General features: G+C 49.1%; 17 protein-coding genes. 7 read left to right on the top strand and 10 right to left on the bottom strand.

What is annotated here, in order from left to right; translation table 11 throughout:
- Positions 1-1297 (bottom strand): Calx-beta domain-containing protein (locus L9P87_RS17070; RefSeq protein WP_237445972.1); only part of this gene is annotated, 1297 nt, incomplete at its 3' end.
- Between the two features lie 62 nt (positions 1298-1359).
- Positions 1360-2622, bottom strand: coding sequence for a TolC family outer membrane protein (locus L9P87_RS17065; RefSeq protein ID WP_237445971.1), 1263 nt, complete (start codon positions 2620-2622; stop codon positions 1360-1362).
- 700 nt (positions 2623-3322) lie between these two features.
- Here L9P87_RS17065 and L9P87_RS17060 point away from each other — a divergent pair.
- On the top strand, positions 3323-6028 hold the full coding sequence (locus L9P87_RS17060) for a hybrid sensor histidine kinase/response regulator (protein ID WP_237445970.1): 2706 nt from the start codon (positions 3323-3325) through the stop codon (positions 6026-6028).
- 12 nt (positions 6029-6040) lie between these two features.
- On the opposite strand, the gene L9P87_RS17055 is transcribed toward L9P87_RS17060, so the two are convergent.
- Positions 6041-6715 carry a DUF3108 domain-containing protein gene (locus tag L9P87_RS17055; protein WP_237445969.1) on the bottom strand — a complete coding sequence of 225 codons (675 nt, stop codon included), beginning with the start codon at positions 6713-6715 and terminating at the stop codon, positions 6041-6043.
- 261 nt (positions 6716-6976) lie between these two features.
- Here L9P87_RS17055 and L9P87_RS17050 point away from each other — a divergent pair, with 261 nt between their 5' ends.
- Complete coding sequence (locus tag L9P87_RS17050; RefSeq protein WP_237445968.1) at positions 6977-7555, top strand: DUF4136 domain-containing protein; 579 nt, start codon at positions 6977-6979, stop codon at positions 7553-7555.
- 187 nt (positions 7556-7742) lie between these two features.
- Positions 7743-8015, top strand: a complete 273-nt coding sequence (locus tag L9P87_RS17045; RefSeq protein ID WP_237445967.1) for a hypothetical protein — start codon at positions 7743-7745, stop codon at positions 8013-8015.
- 64 nt (positions 8016-8079) lie between these two features.
- Here the strand turns inward: L9P87_RS17045 and L9P87_RS17040 are convergent, their stop codons facing one another.
- The 3 genes from L9P87_RS17040 to L9P87_RS17030 all read right to left on the bottom strand — a co-directional run bounded on the left by L9P87_RS17040 (position 8080) and on the right by L9P87_RS17030 (position 10502).
- Positions 8080-9051, bottom strand: a complete 972-nt coding sequence (locus L9P87_RS17040; protein ID WP_237445966.1) for a tyrosine-protein phosphatase — start codon at positions 9049-9051, stop codon at positions 8080-8082.
- Position 9052: 1 nt separating this feature from the next.
- Entirely contained in the window at positions 9053-9667 is a 615-nt protein-coding gene (locus L9P87_RS17035; RefSeq protein WP_237445965.1) for a TetR/AcrR family transcriptional regulator, read from the bottom strand.
- Positions 9668-9779: 112 nt separating this feature from the next.
- Positions 9780-10502 (bottom strand): GGDEF domain-containing protein, encoded by a 723-nt coding sequence (locus L9P87_RS17030; protein WP_237445964.1) that lies wholly within the window; start codon positions 10500-10502, stop codon positions 9780-9782.
- A 202-nt stretch (positions 10503-10704) separates the two neighbouring features.
- On the opposite strand from L9P87_RS17030, the gene rpsT reads away from it, so the two are divergent.
- Positions 10705-10971: a 30S ribosomal protein S20 gene (rpsT, locus tag L9P87_RS17025; protein ID WP_237445963.1), complete on the top strand. Its 267-nt coding sequence runs from the start codon at positions 10705-10707 to the stop codon at positions 10969-10971.
- A 67-nt stretch (positions 10972-11038) separates the two neighbouring features.
- On the opposite strand, the gene proB is transcribed toward rpsT, so the two are convergent.
- The 4 genes from proB to rplU all read right to left on the bottom strand — a co-directional run bounded on the left by proB (position 11039) and on the right by rplU (position 14072).
- Positions 11039-12148: a glutamate 5-kinase gene (gene proB / locus L9P87_RS17020; protein ID WP_237445962.1), complete on the bottom strand. Its 1110-nt coding sequence runs from the start codon at positions 12146-12148 to the stop codon at positions 11039-11041.
- Between the two features lie 32 nt (positions 12149-12180).
- Entirely contained in the window at positions 12181-13389 is a 1209-nt protein-coding gene (cgtA, locus tag L9P87_RS17015) for an Obg family GTPase CgtA (protein WP_237445961.1), read from the bottom strand.
- Between the two features lie 99 nt (positions 13390-13488).
- Complete coding sequence (rpmA, locus tag L9P87_RS17010) at positions 13489-13746, bottom strand: 50S ribosomal protein L27 (protein WP_237445960.1); 258 nt, start codon at positions 13744-13746, stop codon at positions 13489-13491.
- A gap of 14 nt (positions 13747-13760) precedes the next feature.
- Positions 13761-14072, bottom strand: coding sequence for a 50S ribosomal protein L21 (gene rplU / locus L9P87_RS17005; protein ID WP_237445959.1), 312 nt, complete (start codon positions 14070-14072; stop codon positions 13761-13763).
- A 252-nt stretch (positions 14073-14324) separates the two neighbouring features.
- Between rplU and L9P87_RS17000 the strand changes: the two genes are divergently transcribed.
- The 3 genes from L9P87_RS17000 to prsR all read left to right on the top strand — a co-directional run bounded on the left by L9P87_RS17000 (position 14325) and on the right by prsR (position 18995).
- Positions 14325-15287 (top strand): polyprenyl synthetase family protein, encoded by a 963-nt coding sequence (locus tag L9P87_RS17000; protein ID WP_237445958.1) that lies wholly within the window; start codon positions 14325-14327, stop codon positions 15285-15287.
- A 250-nt stretch (positions 15288-15537) separates the two neighbouring features.
- Positions 15538-17592, top strand: coding sequence for an XrtA/PEP-CTERM system histidine kinase PrsK (prsK, locus tag L9P87_RS16995; protein ID WP_237445957.1), 2055 nt, complete (start codon positions 15538-15540; stop codon positions 17590-17592).
- A gap of 11 nt (positions 17593-17603) precedes the next feature.
- Positions 17604-18995, top strand: a complete 1392-nt coding sequence (gene prsR / locus L9P87_RS16990; protein ID WP_237445956.1) for a PEP-CTERM-box response regulator transcription factor — start codon at positions 17604-17606, stop codon at positions 18993-18995.
- Positions 18996-19104 lie beyond the last annotated feature (109 nt).

Genomic DNA, 19104 nt, shown 5'->3' with positions numbered 1-19104 from the left:
TGTCGGAGACCGAGACGGTAAAGGTTTCGGCGCCTTCTAAAATTGGGCTGCCACTGTCATCCGTGGTCTGCACGGTGAACGTCTTACTGGTTTCGCCAGGGGCGAAGGTAATGTCTTGCGTCTTGCCAGTAAAGTCATCGGCTTCAGCGCTGTCACCACCGCCAATACTGGTCGCCACGGTCACGGTCTGATTTCCAGCTGTGTCGCCGGTACGCGTAATAGTAAAGGTGGCAAGAGCACCCTCACTAACACTCACACCTTCGATGCTGAAGGTAGGTTGGTCGTCATCCATATCATCGCCGTCAGGCGACTGGCGACCATCATCAATAATTGTACCTGTCGCGACAGCCTTGCTAATAATACTGCCATCACCCGTCGGATTACTGATTGTTACAGAAAATGTTTCCTCACCTTCGTAGATCTCATCCTGTGTGGTTTGCACCGTGAAACTTTGACTTTGAACACCCGGCTCAAAGACCAAGGTTCCATTATTGCTGATAAAATCCGTTAACTCCGCACTGTCACTGCCGGCTAATCCAGTGCTGAAATCGATCGACTGCTCCCCAGATAGGTCACCGCTACGAGTCACCGTAAATGTAATCAAACCACCTTCGCTGACCATCACATCGCCAATACTAAACACCGCTATGGCAGGCGATTGACGGGCCGCGAAGAAAACTGGTTCGCCAGAATGAGCCTCACGGATGTTGAAGCTGTTGTCAGCCACGTTAGTAATAAAACCGCTGGTAGGCGCAGTCTGTCGCAGCTCCTGTACATCAATCAATTGATTTTCAGTGGCGGTTATATCCGCTTCGGCTTGCTTAACATTACCGCCGATAACATTCTCTTCGCTACCGGGCTGGGGGATTGATGTATCGGCGTTGAACTGCCAACCGTCATCCAAACCAATTGAGGACGCCTGTGATGACCCGGCCTGAGGCAGCGCCTCTCTCTCGTTAGCATCATCAGATTTAAAAGCGTCAACCAATAGGTATTTAATATCGACCGTTGTTAAATCGGCAAAATTTACTGATTTTGGTTCTGCGGGCATGACACCTTCAACCGACAAAACGTCAAAAGATTGCTGTTGCAGCTGCAACTTGGCGGCGAAGTCGACCACCAACGGCTGGCCATTTTGCAGGGTAACATCAACCACTGCCTGATCTGACACAACAAGCTGCTCACCGGCAAAAATCGGAGCTCCTGGTTCAAGCTGGCGCTTGCCACCATCGACATCAACAACTTCTACAATGCCAGAAACCTCTTTAACAGTTCCCAGTGTGACTTCCTTATCCATATAACGGTCCACCCAGCAGCAATAACGTAATTATATTTGTATCAATATCAGTTCAATGTACGCTAGTTCATTTCTAACAGGTCACTCATGCTCAATCCCAAACTTGATATCATTTGCCCCTTGGCATTCATGATTCTATATTCAGAGTATTGACGATCATAGCTGGATCTAATATACGAGCGCTGCGCATCCACATACTCATTTTCGGTATTCAACACATCTAACAAGGTGCGCTTACCTATATTGAACTGCTCTTTGTAAGCGTTGCGAGTCTTCAAGGCAAAATCCACATGCTGCTTTTGATAAGATATTTTGGTGTTCAGTGATTTATAGGCATTAAACGATAACCTCATCGCTTCGATTACCTGCATATGGGCGTTATCCCGCAAGCCTTTTGCCTCCTCTACTTGATAGGCGGCGTAATGCTTACGAGCGCTGCGGCCACCCCCAGCATAGATGTCATAGCGGAATCTTAGGGCTACAATCAAATCCTCATCATTGCCCTCTATGCCGCCGATATCATCATCGAACCGCTTCGACGCCTCTAAATGAACCCTCGGCCACATATTACTTTTAGCAGCACTGTATTGAGCCTGTGCAGCACCAACATCTGATGTCGCGGCCACTAATGTTGGATGCTGTTCCAGAGCCAGCTGAGTTTCCTGCTTAATATCCAAGTCAAAGCTACCCTTAAGAGAGGCTGGCATTACCATCTCATCGATGGGCGGCTGCGAGCCCACAACCCTTAAATAATTGGTGATCGAATCACGATAGTGGCTGTCGGCGATTTCTAAATTACCCTCTGCAAGCGCAACCCGCGCTGACACCTGCGTATAGTCCGACTCATTGCCGACGCCTGACTTCATGCGCTCAGCCATTTTCTTTTTGATTTTGTCGTGCACTCTCAGCGTCTGTTCAGCCATGGCCACAAACTCTTTCGACTTCAACACCTCGATATAGACTTCGGCAGCTCTTAGCGCTTGGTTTTCTGCTACAGAAAAAGCCTCAAACTTCGCCGTCTGCTCCCGGTGCTCTTGCCGAGAAACTTCGTTGCTGGTGCGGAATCCATCGAACAGCATTTGCCTAACATTAATACTCGACTCCTTTCGAGTGAGATCAACATCTTCATTATTAGTTGCAGGGTTGCTCACCTCTTCATAACCGATACCCAAACCAATATCGACGCTGGGCAAGTAACCTGCCTGAGCCTCTCGCACCTCAAACCCGCGCGATTTGTATTCCTGTACCGCGCTGTAAACGGTCGGGTTCCGAGCCAATACTTGCAGTACCGCCTCCTTTAAGGTGAAGGGTTCTGCTACCGCCAACGAGAAACCAAACACCCCTGAAAACAGGATCGCAAATTTTAATATCCTTATACGCACGTTTATTCCTTTTATATATTTTCATCATCACACACTTAGAGATATCAATATCCTTTCACAAGAAAAGAACAGGGCGACTCCACTACCACAACCAGTTTGTGTATTGAATTATTCGAGTAACATTTTGACCAAGGCGCTTTATCAGCCAGATTATCTCATAGCCAGCGACGCTCTAACAAACTCTGAAGATAATGCTAAGATATTGATAAATGGAAACATAAAGAAAATAACAGCCTTTCTTATCCCGATTTTTATCGTTATTATTAACACTGGCTTGGGAAAAAACGGCACCACGCCCCGATTAAGAAGGCAGCAATTTATTCACAAAGCTTTAACTCTGTCACAATCGCACCAGAGAATATATGTTAACGCGATATAGCGCTCGGCTTCAAGGTTACATTATAACAGCTGGGTGATGTAGTATTTCGCGCCTATGGCAAGCCAAGAGCCGGCACTTTCAATTCACTACAAGCTGATCGAACGGATTCAATCACATAACATGACCAAGCCCCTCGCCCTAATTTGCAAATATTGCACAGGCCTGCTCGCGCTGCTCTGCATTTACTTAATTTCGGTCAGCAACGCATCAGCCCAAATATTGGCGCTAACCGACGACCAAAAAAGCTATCAAGCAGCATCCCATATGAAAGCTTGGAAAAACCCTGATGGTCATTGGGATTTCGACACTTTTATTGCCGCCTCTAAAATCAAACCACCACTAACCAACCTTTCGAACTCACCAAACTTCGGCTACTCAACAAAAGTATTATGGACAACACTAAAGATTAACAATCAAACCAATCTGCAGCGCCACTGGTTGGCCGAGATACTATTTACCGGCATGGACAGAGTCGACCTCTTTTACCAGCAGCCCGATGGCACCTGGGTACATAAATACGCAGGCAGAAACCTCCCAATGAGCATGCGAGATAATTATTTCCGTAATACCAGTTTTAATTTACAACTCCCCCAGGGCACCACCCAATTGTATTGGCGATTTGAGAATGCAGGCACTATTGCCATCCCCGTGACCATTTCAACTCAGTCTGAATTTTATCTACAAGGCTTGATCGACACAGCACTGAAATCATCTTTCTTTGGTTTCATGGTTGCGATGATTATATATAACTTATTTATTGCCTTATCCATTAGAGAGCCGGGATATATTTACTACGTCCTTTTTCAGATCGCGATGACAGCAACAATTTATATCGAAAACGGCTACGCCTTAATGACCATCTGGCCAGAAGCCCCTATACAAGATGCTGTCGATTTCAACTTTGCCATCATGCTATCGCTATTTTTCCCGGTACTTTTTTTTACCGCCTATATCAATACCTCTAAAATGGCCCCTACTTTACATAAGGCACTAGTTGCTTACGCATTACTACAGCTAGCCAACAGCCTTACCCTGCCCTTTATCCCTATCGAATACAGCCTTAGACTGCATCTGCTGATTTTAAGCGCCCAGATTAACTACCTATTTTTGTTAGCCGCGGGGGTTACAATGATTGCCAAGGGTAGCCGGGAAGCCCGTTATTTTGTTGCCGCCTGGCTTGCCATTGTTTGTAGCATGCTAACTAAAACACTTTGGCATGAGGGGCTTATTTCATTTAATACCCTGACCAGCAACCTCGACGAATTCTTTATCATCTTCGAAGCCTCTGTGTTATCGATAGGGCTTGCCCATGGCATCAAGGTTGCACGCAGCGAAAAGCAAAACATTGAAGAAGAGCTAATCAACAGCCAGCTAGAAACCATCGAGGCACTGGAAAATACGGACAATTTGAAAGACGAATTCATTGCACACGTATCGCACGAGCTTCGCACACCAATAGCCAGCATGAGCGGGATGGCGGATCAAATCCTCAGCGAGGAATCGACTTCTATTTCAAACGACAGCGTCAACAAACTGAATATTATAAAATCCAGCGGCCACCGCCTGAGCCATCTCATTAACGACATCATTGACATTGCCGCTGTTAAGCGCGGCCAACTATCGCTCAAACCAGAGCCTGTCAATTTAGCTCAGCTCAGCCACATGGCCTGCCAATTAGCCGAACCACTGGTCGGCAATAAAGACATCACCATTATCAACAACACCCGCCACCACCTCCCTTCGGTATATGCCGACGAACGTCGTATATATCAGGTTCTATTCAATTTAATCACTAATGCAATCAAATTCACCGACCAGGGTAAGGTCACTATTACGGCTCAGCAACAGAACAACCATATATGCCTATCGGTAACCGACACTGGCGTTGGCATTGCGCGTAGCGATCAGGAACGAATATTTAAAAACTTCGAACAGGGGGACAACGATCAGGTCGGCAGCGGACTTGGCTTAGCAATCAGCAAAAAACTCATTGAACTCCATGGCCACAATTTGTACGTCGACAGCGAGCCAGGTAGCGGCGCTTGTTTCACATTCATGCTCGACATCTATCAGCACAAAAACGGTGCCACCAAGGACATCAACGCCAGCGAATACAGCCCTCTTTCCAGAGCCGCCACGCCGGCCAACGCACCACCTACCCTTGATTTCTCTCCTGATAAAGCGACGATTCTAATCATCGATGACGAGCACACCAACCTAGAGGTGCTCAACGGCTACCTTTGTCGCCACTTCAATCTGTTGCTTGCAGACTCGGCCCAACAAGGGCTGGAGCTACTCAAAAACAACAGGGTAAGCCTGATACTGCTGGATGTGATGATGCCCAAAGTGAGCGGACTGGAGCTTTGCCAACAGCTGCGAAAGCAGCACAGCGCCCAAAAATTACCAATCATTATTCTTTCCGCCAAACAGACCCCCCTCGACATTACTCAAGGCTTTGCTGTTGGTGCCAACGACTATATTACTAAGCCATTTTATCGCGACGAACTGTTTGCCCGCATTCAAGCCCAACTTACTCAGCTGTCCCTTATCGAATTACAGGCTGAGAATAATCATCTCAAGATAAAAATAGAGAGCACACCAGAAGGCAATGATGACGATCGACAGCATTATCGCACTGCAATCGTAGAGCTGATGCATCAAGCAAACGACCTTTGGGTACAGACAACCAACCTAACCACCATCGACCTTGCCGAGAAGAGCGGCATTTGGCGCGCCAGTTTGGACGGCTCCCGTATGAGAGCAAGAACCATGGAGCGATATTTTGACATCAACAATTTACCCAAGAACCCTCGCTGGCGCGATGTTGCCAATACCGCACACTTTGTCTTGGCGAACGCCAACATGAGCACTGAAGAACGGTCGCAATTATCTCAAGCAGTCGACCAGCTGATCACCTTAAAGCGAGCCAATCGCAGCAACAAAAAAACTTACCAGCCTCCCTCAGCATAACACCGAGCGGCGCTACTTATCCCCAGTGATCGCCTCGCCCGCAACAACGCCCTCGGTCAGCTGCACCGAGTAGATTTCATCGTCCTCGTGGAACTCCATCCGTACAAGAACACACTGCCAATTCTTTGCCAGCCAAATGACAATTTGTTTCTCATGTTGTTTCCCCGGTCGATATTGGCGCAGATTAATGGTCTCTATCATGCCCATTTCTGTTTCGACATCAGCCGCTCCGATCATATCCACTTGATAAGTTTTTAAACGGCCGCTGTCGACAACGGGATACTGCTTATCATTAAAACCCTCTGCATCTGAGCAAACATCAATCTGCAGCTGCATTTGATAACTGAGCGTATCAAACACCGCAGGTTTGATTTTCGTTGTCTCATTGGCGACGTGCTCAACCGCCTGTAAATTCGGCCAATCAAAATCTAACTCGACGCTGCGACTCTTTCTAAAAGGATTAACGAACTCATAACGCTGAGAGCTGACCTGCTGGTCTGTCACGATGAACGTGGCGTTTTCACTGACTTCTAGCGCAAGAATGTCGACAAAATTGATGATATTCCAACGATCCTCTCCCAGCGATTTCACCTGCTGCCTACCGGTCAAGGTCAGCAAGCCATAATGGGCCTCATAAACACCACTGAAAGCCTGTGGCTGAGCGGCGACATGAGAGCTTACCGACACACATGCCGCTGCCAGCAACACTGATACCAAACTGCTGTAACGTGTCGCTATTACGGAGTCATTATTCATATAAACCACACAATTCTCAGTCTAGCCCGAGGCACGAAGCCACCCACTACTTTAAACGCTTAATACCAGTATATCGATTTTGCTCCCCGCCGCCGCATTTTTGACGCAATGTTAACTAACTTATTGTGTCAGTTGAACTCTCGGTGATATAAAGACTCTAATCACCCAATAATCTCGCATACAGGGCCAATAATGAAAACAATTAAAGCTATTCTAGCCACCGCGGCTCTAGCAGTCATCACCGCCTGCTCATCGGTCAATATTAATACCGATTACACACAGGACTACGACTTTAGCCAACTTAAAACCTATAGCTGGCATTCCTCACAGTCTGGCGACAAGGCAAGCTTGGAATACCTGGGTGGCGACATCTTTGATCAGCGCACCCGTGACTTTGCCGAGCAGAGCCTCACCCAGAAGGGTATGAACAAGGTTAAAAATTCACCCGACTTCCTAATTAATTATGGCGTTTTGACCGAAGATCGTACCGATATTAATACTTATAATACCTATAGTGGCTATGCACCCAACTGGCGCTACGGTTACTACGGCTCAGGTTACGGCATGGGGGCAAGTAACACTCAAACAACCGTGAGGCACTATAAGCAGGGGACGTTAATGATTGATATTATTGACCCTTCAACCGACAAGCTGGTTTGGCGCGGCACCGCCGATGGCCGCCTATCGAAGAATATGAACCCAGAAGAGCGCCGCAAAAGCCTGCAGAAAGTCGTCAATAAAATCCTCGACAACTTCCCTCCCAAAGACTGACAACTGTCACCTTCTGTCCACTTTGGACAGAAGGTTTCCATTTTGTAACCTTGCGTAACATCCTATACATACCTTAGAATGGTCACCACTGAGTAGATTAAAGCGCGCATATTAAAAAGCAGCAGACCTTACTCAGACAAGCTGCGTCATTGCGCCGCCCACTTTGGATTTAAGTTTAGGAACAAACATGCGTAAATTAGTTTTAGCGACAGCGATTGGCGCTGTTATGTTATCAGGCAGCGCACTAGCCGCTAAGCCAACCAGCATCTCTTACAGCTCTAAGGGCACCACTACTGAAGGCGTTGAATTCGCCAACTACACAGTAAAGTGCTCTAACGGTAAGCGTCAGCCACTTACCGCGTGGAACAAGCGCAAGAAGTGGTGTGTTGGTCAAGAGTCACAGGAACTCTGCCACAAGAAACAAATGAAAGCAGCCAAGGCTGCCTGCAAGCTAGATTAATCCCTGGCAGGCAAAGAAAAGGCGACTCAATCAGTCGCCTTTTTTACGCCCGCTATTTATCAATTTAATAGAGATAATCCTGCCTTAACTGCCCAAACGCCGCATCATCCAGCCCTAGACACTCACGTAAATACAGCTCAACAGAGCCAAACTCTTTATCAATGGTGTCAAACGCCTGCTGGAGATACTCGCTCCGCACCTCAAACATCGGCCGCAATAATGCTGGCTCAATCTTGGCATCTGTCAGGTGCTGATAGTGCGCTATAATCGCCCGTATCTCATCCTCTATCGGTAAATACTCGTTGGTTAGCAAGTAATCCTTCATTATCGTCGCCCGGTCGACACCCAGCGCCGATAGAATCAGCTTCGCTCCAAAACCCGTGCGATCCTTGCCCGCAGTACAGTGAATCAACATATTGCCTCGAGTTTCTAGCATCGACTCAAACATCTGACGATAGCGGTGCGAATGTTCTAACACCAGCTCGTGGTTAATGCCCTGCATGAACTGGGCAACATCGTCCGGTTCCAAGTTGCCGGCAATGATCTCTCCGAAAAAATTCGATAAGTTACCCGGGTCTATCGAAAGATCGAGAACCTCAGGCTTCTTCGCTGGCAGCAGTGATGGATGATCGAGCGACTCACTGGGCTGTCGAAAATCACAGACCACACTCAAGTCCAATGTCGCCAGGCTCATCACATCCCTTTCGGTTAAGCCCGACAGTCTGCCAGAGCGGAACAGCCGTCCCCACCGCACCTGCTGGCCACGGTCATTTTGGTACCCGCCCAAGTCACGAAAGTTATGACTACCGGTAAGCCTCACCCTACGCTCACTCACTCTTACCCGCGCCCCGTTTTCACCCGTTAAGGCAAAGACAGGTTTGCCAGCACCACCTGACAGGTGAACATCGACATAGCCGCTGCCCTGCTCAACATTGGCTATGTCTGCCCCTTCACAAGTTACTGCGAAACGGCCTGGCTGTTGCCACTGTATTTTATAGCCATTATTACCCAATGACTGAACATTAAACTGACTCACGCTACGTCACCTCTGGCCCGGTTATGTACTTTTCTAGGTAGGCCTCAGTGAGTAGCCCGATACTCTGAATTTGACGCTCTATCGCCTCGTCGCAAAAAGGATCCATACCCAACACCTCCTTATATAATGGCGCCATGGTGACATAAGACATCACGATATTATTAAAGGCCATAATAATCCACGGCAACAATTCAGCGTGCTTTTCAACCACGGGCGACAACGCATTGGTTACCGTATTACCGTAGTAGAATAACGGCTCAAACAAGCGCCCAAGCATATCTTTGATATGGGGATCGCCAGACAACGCCGCGTGCTGAAGCAATTTCGAAAGATTGGGGTTTTTACTGTGTAATCGCACTAAGTTACGCTGCCAATCCAGCACCGACTGCTGATCAACCTCTTGATCCAGCAATATTTGCAAGGGCTCATTAAACAGCAAAAGCAGGCGCTCCAAGACAGCGTTATACAGCGCCTCTTTATTTTTAAAATGATTGTATAAGCTTGGCGGTCGAATACCGACAGCGTCGGCCACATCGCCTAACGAGGTTGCCAAATAGCCTTTTTCGGCAAACAACCCCTCCGCCGCATCCAGTATTTTTTCCGCGGTTGGTTTCATAGTGCATTCCTGTAGTCCACAGCGGCTAAACTGTTATCAAAGCAGCGATTTTGATTATACCAGTATGATGCCTCGATTGGCTCAGCCAATCGCCACCTTAATACGTGAGAAGTCAACGAGGCAACCCTGCCACCACTACCTGGTTGCGCCCCGACTGCTTTGCCTGGTACATCGCCACATCCGCAGCCTTAAACAATAGTTTGTCGCTTGAAATTTGGTCGTTTGTAGTCGCCACCCCAACACTGGCGGTTACCGCAATAGCCTCGCCTTCCGTACTCAGCGCCGCCATTGTTTCAATCGCTCGATGAAAGCGAGTAGCGGCAGTATAAGCTTGGTCTTGAGTGCAGTTCGGCAACAAGACACACAACTCTTCTCCACCTATTCTCGCCACCACCTCCTCTGAGCGGCTCGAGGTTCGCAACACCCTCGCTATCGCCACCAATAACTCGTCACCCGACTGGTGGCCATATCGGTCGTTAATCAACTTGAAGTGATCGAGGTCAATAAAGATAAGCGATACCGGTCGTGGCTGACGCGCATAGAGTAGAAACTCGTCATTCAACCTGCTGAGAAAATAACGACGATTGTACAACCCAGTCAATGGGTCGGTGATGCTAAGTTTTCGCAGACCACGCTCAATGCGATAGCGGTAATAAGAAAGCAACGTCATCAATGCCAGTACGCTAAGCAACATATAACTGTATAACAGTGCGTGTTGCTGCAGCGAGACCCAGGGCGCCACGCCACGCGCATATTCCAGCAACAGCCAACCAAGCGGCACAGCCACTGCCAACAAGATCGCTGCAAACAAACGCGCGCCCAATATTCTTCTCATCGCCACCCTTATCCCCAAAGCCGCAAGCCTTATCGCCGCAACCCATTCTCTACACTAACATTTGTTTCAACCACCACAATGTTAATCTCCACCGCAATAGAATTTATTCGCCCTTGTTACAACAACACTGTTGACATTACCTCCGTTACAATGAATAATCCGGCGTCTTTATTTATGCACACAAATTTTTAGGAGCTATACGGTGGCAAACTCTCCACAAGCTAAAAAACGCGCTCGCCAAGGCGAAAAGCGTCGCAACCACAACGCCAGCCTGCGCTCGATGGTTCGTACTTACATCAAAAAAGTTATCGCAGCAATTGCAAGCGGTAGCCACGAAAGCGCACAAGCCGCTTACAACGACGCGGTACCTGTTATCGATCGCATGGCAGACAAAGGCATTATTCACAAGAATAAAGCTGCACGCCTTAAAAGCCGTCTAAACACCAAGGTGAAAGCACTCGCGGCTTAATCTTGACCTAGACGACTAAAAAAACCGGCTTTGCCGGTTTTTTTATGCCTGGAAATTGAGCCGATAATCACGCCCAGACGGCAATCACCATATTATCTCTGTGCATCATCTCTTCATCACCACGGTAACCCAGTACTTTCTCAATGCGACTACTGGCCAGACCCTTTAGCTTAACCGCCTCGGCCGATGAATAATTCACCAACCCCCTGGCCACCTCACTACCTGAAGAATCGGTACAAATCACCACTTCCCCTCGCTCGAAACTACCCTCAACCGCGGTAATACCAACGGGCAACAAGCTACTACCAGAAGACCTCAAAACGCGCACAGCACCATCGTCGATAGTGACCCGACCAGCGACCCTAAGATGCCCGGCCAACCACTGCTTGCGCGCCGCAACAGGCTCTCTGCCAGCACTGATCGTTGTTCCCAGCTGCTCTCCTGCGGCAATCCGCGTCAACACCCCCTCAATAGCGCCACCAACAATAATCGTGTCCGCACCAGAGCGAGCCGCTAAACGGGCAGCATTAACCTTGGTATACATACCGCCACGCCCTAAGTGCCCACCGGTATCACCAGCAACAGCAAATAGCAGCTTGTCTTCGGCGCTGGCGTGCTCGATCAATTTGGCATGAGGATGCTTACGAGGATCGGCATCGAACAAGCCGTCTTGATCCGTCATGATAATCAGTCGGTCGGCCTCGACCAAATTGGCCACCAACGCACCCAGGGTATCGTTGTCACCAAAGCGAATTTCATCGGTAACAACCGTGTCATTTTCGTTAATAACCGGCACCACACCCATCGACAACAACGAGCGCAGTGTTGCCTGCGCATTCAGGTAGCGCTTTCTGTTCGACAAATCGTCATGCACCAACAGCACCTGAGCCGACTGTAGCTGATAACGTGAGAACTCTGCCTGATAAGATTGCACCAAGCCAACCTGGCCAATTGCCGCAGCGGCTTGCAGATCACTCATCCGCTGCGGCCTCTCACTCCACCCCATCACAGCCATTCCAGCCGCCACAGCACCGGAGGACACCAGCACAACCTCTATACCCTGGCGGCGCAGATCAGCCATCTGCTCGACCCAGCCAGCAATAGCCTCTTTAGCCAAACCCGCACCATTCGCAGTTAACAGCGCACTACCAATCTTTACTACCCAACGCTTCGCCACCGGCAACCTCTTACTTTTCCAACCAACCGCACTTACGGTGCATAAATGATCTCGACATCATGATCGTCGTCATCATCGTCATCATCGTCTTCCAGCCCCGACTTAAGCGCCATTGCACGCTCCACCGCTCGGTGCTCAGCCAACTCTTCAATACGCTGGCGACCCTCTTCCTGCATCAGTGTCTGCTGCTCACGCTCAAGCTCAAGTAACTCTGGGTCTTCACTCTCTAGCTCACGGCGATGCTCGATATAATCCATCAGGTCGCTCACCAGGGCATCGGTGCCGACAGAACTAATTGCCGAAATGGAATAGACCTTACCCTGCCAATCCAAGGCAGAAACAATCGCATCAACCCTTTCCTGGCGCTCATCCTCGGGCAGCAAATCAAGCTTATTCAACACCAACCAACGATCACGACCCGCCAGAGTAGGGCTAAACAAACCAAGCTCTTTGGCAATCTTAAGTGCCGTTTCAGCAGGGTCAGACTCATCAAACGGCGCCACATCGACAATATGCAACAAGATGCGAGTACGTGTCAGATGCTTCAGAAAGCGGATACCCAAACCCGCCCCCATCGCCGCACCCTCGATAAGACCTGGGATATCGGCAAGCACAAACGAGCGGTGCTTTTGCACACTGACCACACCTAAATTTGGCACCAGGGTAGTAAATGGATAATTGGCTACCTTTGGCTTTGCCGCCGACACCGCACGAATCAGCGTCGACTTACCTGCATTGGGCATACCCAACAAGCCAACATCAGCCAACACCTTCAACTCTAGCTTGAGGTTTCGCATCTCACCCTCAGAACCCTTGGTTGTCTGAGTCGGCGCACGATTGGTACTCGATTTGAAACGGGTATTGCCAAGACCGTGAAAGCCGCCCTGGGCAACCAACAAACGCTGACCCGACTCAGCCAAATCACCGAGCACTTCATTGGTGTCTTCATCGATCACAGTACAGCCAACAGGCACTTTAATGACCAAGTCATCGCCCTTGCAGCCAGTCATATTACTGCGCTGACCACGCTGACCGTCTTTGGCGAAGAATTTACGGGTATAGCGATAATCAACCAGTGTGTTTAGCCCCTCATCGGCCTCAAACCACACACTGCCACCATCACCACCATCACCACCATCAGGGCCGCCCTGGGCGATGTATTTCTCTCGGCGAAAGCTTAGCGCGCCGTAACCACCGCGCCCCGCCTGTACCAATATGCTCGCCTCGTCGACAAATTTCATCGCCTATTCTCCGCTAAGGGTTTATATATCTATCAATAGTATAAAACAAAAAAGCCCCGTCTAACGACGAGGCTTTTTGATATCTGAAGAGATCAGATCTTAAGCGGCAACAATAGTTACGAACTTACGATTCTTAGGACCTTTAACTTCAAACTTAACAACGCCATCTGCCTTAGCAAACAATGTGTGGTCTTTGCCGATACCTACGTTTTCACCAGCGTGGAACTTAGTACCACGTTGACGAATAAGGATGTTACCTGCAATAACTTGTTGGCCGCCGAAACGCTTAACGCCTAAGCGTTTGCTTACCGAATCGCGACCGTTACTAGTACTACCACCAGCTTTCTTATGAGCCATTTTCTATCTCCTGCTTAGCCGTTAATACCGGTAATTTTAACTTCGGTGAACCACTGACGGTGACCCATCTGCTTCATGTGGTGCTTACGACGCTTGAATTTCATGATCTTCACTTTCTTGTGACGACCCTGAGTAATAACTTCAGCTGTAATCTTAGCGCCTGCAACAACAGGTGCGCCAATTTTAACGCCTTCGCCTTCACCAACAAGTAGAACCTGATCAAACTCGATCACGTCACCTACTGATTTTTCAATTTTTTCTAGCTTGAGGGTTTCACCCTCAATGACACGGTGCTGCTTACCACCGCTAACAAATACTGCGTACATTGCTGCGCTCCAATCAAGCCTGCTTACAAGTCTGAGAGTACTTTCCACACGAAAGCTCCGGTAAGACAGGCACCAAGTTACTGCTTTTAAAGGCGACAACTTAGGTTTTTACATAAGGGCGCGGATTATACCGAAACTTATCCAGCGAGACAAGCCATCTTGCGTTGTTTTCGCCCAGCTAGTTGACAGCTCACTTAGCAAGCCATAGCATCCTGCTCAATATGACGACAGACCGCCTATCTCGGAACAATTATGCAGCAAATCCGTAGCACCATCGCCAACGATCTCGACAAAGTAAACCAGTTAATAGTCAGCGAACTTTACTCCGATGTCCCGCTGGTCGAAGAAATCGGGCAGTATATCATCGCTGCCGGCGGCAAGCGGATGCGGCCAATACTTGTCCTCCTAGCAGCTAAGGCCCTCAATTATCAGGGCGAACTCGATAAGCAACTGGCAACGGCGATTGAGTTTATTCACACCGCTACATTATTGCACGACGATGTTGTTGACGTGTCAGCCTTACGTCGCGGCAGACCAACGGCCAACGCCGAATACACCAATGCCTCAAGCGTCTTGGTTGGCGATTTCATATACTCTCGCGCCTTTCAAATGCTAGTGGCGATGAATGACATGTCTATTATGAACCTGCTCGCCTCGACCACAAATAAAATTGCCGAAGGTGAGGTGCTGCAACTACAAAAAGCCGGCGACCCCGACACCAGCGAAGAAGAATACCTCACCGTCATCAAAAACAAGACCGCAATACTGTTCGAGGCCTCATCTCTGGGCGGCGCCATGATTGCCGGCGGCACCGAAACGCAACAACAGGCACTGCGCACTTTTGGCAGCGCACTCGGCACGGCCTTCCAGCTGGTAGACGACATCCTCGATTACCAGGGCGACCCCGCTGAAATGGGTAAAAATATCGGTGACGACTTAGCCGAAGGCAAGCCAACACTTCCTCTGATCTTTACTATGCGACAGGACAATAAAGCCCAGGCTGCCATTGTTCGCCAGGCAATCCAAGACAAGAGCGCGGAACATCTTTCACAGATTATCGATGCCGTCAGCACCAACGGCGCCCTCGACTACACCTTTCAATGCGCCCTCAAAGAGAAGCAACGAGCAATAGATGCGCTTGCACTCCTGCCCGACAGCGAGGCCAAGACTCAAATGGCTCGACTGGTCGACTTGGCGATAAACCGCAACAAGTAAGCCAACGACAAAAACGCCCCTCCGCCGCAGGCCAGAGGGGTCAAGTGTATAGTAAGTCGACAGTTTCCGGCATATTTACTCGCCTAATGTAGTCATCGGTAACACTTCCCCCCGAATCAGCACCAGCCTTTAAAAAATGCGTCCATATCGTTGACACTCTGTTAACAAAATAAGAGAGTAAATCTTCACTAGCCAGTCAAAATATAATAATCAGGCTAGATCTTACTCATTTATTAAAAAGAAAAAAAACATGTATATCGGCAGCACTATCGGAGCTATCAGCTATACCTCCGGCGCACTTGCATTCGCCCTGCTTGTGCCGTTAAGCGTCTTGCTGCAACGACAAAAATACTACCCAACCATGCTCGTTGCCGCCTGCGTTATTACCATGGTTCGATGCCTGTCAGCACTGTTTTATAGTCACTACGACATACCCGGTAGCGTACTGCTGATTGTCGATTTAGCTTTCTATGGCATTTGGTTGCTGACGCTGTTTGACACAGCCAAACACACAACCCAGCAAGCACTGCCTATGTTTCTGCGCCGACTGGTCGCCGTGGTATATTCCGCCACTGTGATTTTCGCCATTATCAGTTACGGCATGAACAATACCGACACACAAATATACGCTACTGAGACCGTTATTTGGTGCAACATTATCCTGCCAATCATCAGTCTTATCCTGATTGAGCAGTTCTACAAGAATATTAACAACGCCCACAAGCATTCGATCAAGTTCTTCTCCTGGGGGCTTGCTGCACTGCTCGCCTATGAACTTTACCTCTATACCCAGGCGCTGATATTTCAAGCCATCCCCCTCGATAGCTGGCTTGCCAGGGGCTGGATTTATGCCATTGTCGGTATGTTTTTTCTGTTCACACTGAAACAGAAACACACCCCCCAGCTTACCCTCTCACGCAAGATTGTGTTCTATACCACCAGCCTTACCAGTGCCGGCATTCTGTTGTTTGTCATGGCCGGCGTTGGCTTTTACATGCAGATTTATGGTGGTTCATGGGGCGGCGCACTACAACAGGTTCTCACCTTCACCACCATTTTATCGGTTGCCGTATTATTCTCACTCGGCCAATTCCGTGCCTACATCGTGGTGCTGATCAACAAACATTTCTTCAGCCACAAATATGATTACCGTAACGAGTGGCTCAACTTGATTCAAATCTTATCCCAGCCAGTGGATCAAGATAATCTGCAAAAGCGCACCATCAAAGCCGTGGCTAATATCTTTGGCTGCCCTGGAGGCGCCTTGTGGCAGCGCCAACACCAGCTCTACATCCCCAGCTGCGAGAGTCGCTGCCCACTGCCGGAAGCTGCCATCCAAACTGTTGACTCACCGTTCATCCATGCTCTGCGTGACAAAGAGTGGGTGTTTGAAGCCATAGGGCCACAGAGCACAAAATACCCCGAGAACCTGTTGTTGCCAGGCTGGGCCAGAGAAATCAAAGATCTGTGGATCGTGCTAGCGCTGCTCAATGAAAATGATCTACTGGGCTTTATGTGTCTGCAAAAACCGCCCAATAAGATACAGCCACTGAGCTGGGAGGATCTCGATTTATTGAAAACGGTGGGACGTCAAATCGCCTCCTATTTAGCCCGCCATGAAGCCTCAGAGCAGCTTTCTCAGTCGCGCCAGTTTGACACCTACAACAAATTGACCGCCTTCATCATGCACGACTTGAAAAACCTGATCGCCCAACAAGCGCTGGTAGTTCAAAATGCCGCCAAACACAAAAACAACCCCGAATTTTTCGAGGATGCCATCAATACCATCGACAACTCAGTCAACCGAATGAGCAGCCTGCTAACCAAATTACAAAGCCAAAGCCGCAGTATCAACCAGACCATTCCACTCGAAAAAGTCATTCAACAGGCAATTAAGAAATGTCGCTTCGATTACCCACAGCCGCAATTTTCATTTGCCGGCGAAAAGACTCTCGAAGTCAATGCCGATATCGACACCTTTACCATGGTCTTAACCCATCTGATTAAAAACGCGCAGGAGGCGACACCTAACAACGGTGAGATCAACATCCACCTTAGCACCGACAACGATAGAGCCTCTATCGCCATCACCGATAATGGCTGCGGCATGAGCGAGACCTTCATCCGTCAACGACTCTTTAAGCCGTTTGAAACCACTAAATCAGGAAAAGGCATGGGCATAGGCGTGTTCCAAGCCAGAGAATATATTCACAGCCTACAAGGCGAACTCAGCGTCAGCAGCGAACTGCACAAAGGCAGCGTATTTAACATCGCCGTCCCACTATTAGAGACCAGCGATTACTAGGAAGTCAGAAAATGAATAAAATCAATAACAAGCCAACATTACTGATTGTAGAGGATGACATTGGATTACAGAGCCAGTTGCGCTGGCACTTCGATGCTTATCATGTCGTACTGGCCAACGATCGCCAATCAGCCATCGCCGCCATTCGCAAAGAGGAGCCTGCCGTTGTCGTCCAAGATCTTGGACTACCGCCCGATGACGAGGGCGTCGAAGAAGGTTTTGCAACGGTAAGAGAGACTCTCGCCCTTGCCCCCAACACGAAAATTATTGTTGTTACCGGCCATCATGAACGCGAGAACGCACTCCGCGCCGTCGATCTTGGAGCCTATGACTTTTATGAAAAGCCGGTCAACACAGAGGCCTTGGATCTGATTGTTAATCGCGCATTTCACATCTACAACCTGGAAGAGCAAAACCGCCGTCTACAATCACAATCACACAGTAATCTTAACGGCCTGATTGCCTCCGACCCAGCAATGCTGCGTATCTGCCAAACCATCGAGAAAATTGCCCCCACCAATATTACCAGTCTGCTGCTTGGCGAGAGCGGCACTGGTAAGGAGGTGCTGGCCAAGGCCATCCACCACTCCAGCCCTCGAAACGAGCATCGCTTTATTGCTATTAACTGCGCCGCCGTTCCCGAGGCGCTGATGGAGAGCGAATTATTTGGCCACGAACGAGGCGCCTTTACCGGTGCCAACAAAACCACCCCCGGCAAGGTTGAAACTGCCCACAACGGTACCCTATTCCTCGACGAAATCGGCGATATGCCACTGCCACTGCAGGCCAAATTGCTGCGTTTTTTGCAAGAGCGCGAAATTGAGCGCGTCGGGGGTCGCGAGACAATTGCTGTCGACGTGCGTGTTGTCTGCGCCACCAACAAAGACCTTGAAACCATGGTTGCCGATGGTGACTTCCGTGAAGACCTCTATTACCGCATCAGCGAAATGGTGATTAACATCCCCCCTCTCCGTGTGCGTAATGGTGATAAAATCCTATTGGCCAGGCACTTGTTACAGCAGTTTAACGAACAGCAAAATCGAGGTATTGCCGGCTTTAATAGCGAAGCTACGGCCGCTATTGAGAGCTACAATTGGCCTGGCAATATTCGCGAGATGGAAAACAAAATACGTCGCGCCGTTATTATGTGCGAGGGCAAGAAAATATCCGCTGCCGACCTCTGCCTAGAATCAGCCAAAGACTTGAGCATCAACCTGCGCAAGGTACGCTACGAAGCAGAGCAACAAGCGATCAACAAGGCCCTCTATATCACCGCCGGCAATATTTCCGCCGCCGCGAAGCTATTGGGTATCACTCGGCCGACGCTGTATGACCTGGTGAAAAAGTATGAGATTCAAATCCCCGACTCCCCGATGCGAACCGTTTCGACAGCTGACCTGTAGCCGGACACTATGCGTCATGAGACCTGCATGTAAGCGTCATGGCGCATAGTGACTAGAAAACGCCTATAAATAAGCGCTATACCGCCGCAACTACAATCGACTGTTAGGC

Origin of the sequence: Sinobacterium norvegicum (assembly GCF_923077115.1) — a bacterium.
Lineage (GTDB): Bacteria > Pseudomonadota > Gammaproteobacteria > Pseudomonadales > Sinobacteriaceae > Sinobacterium > Sinobacterium norvegicum.
Note: the sequence above shows the minus strand (reverse complement) of the source record. Positions and strands in the feature narration are given on the sequence as shown.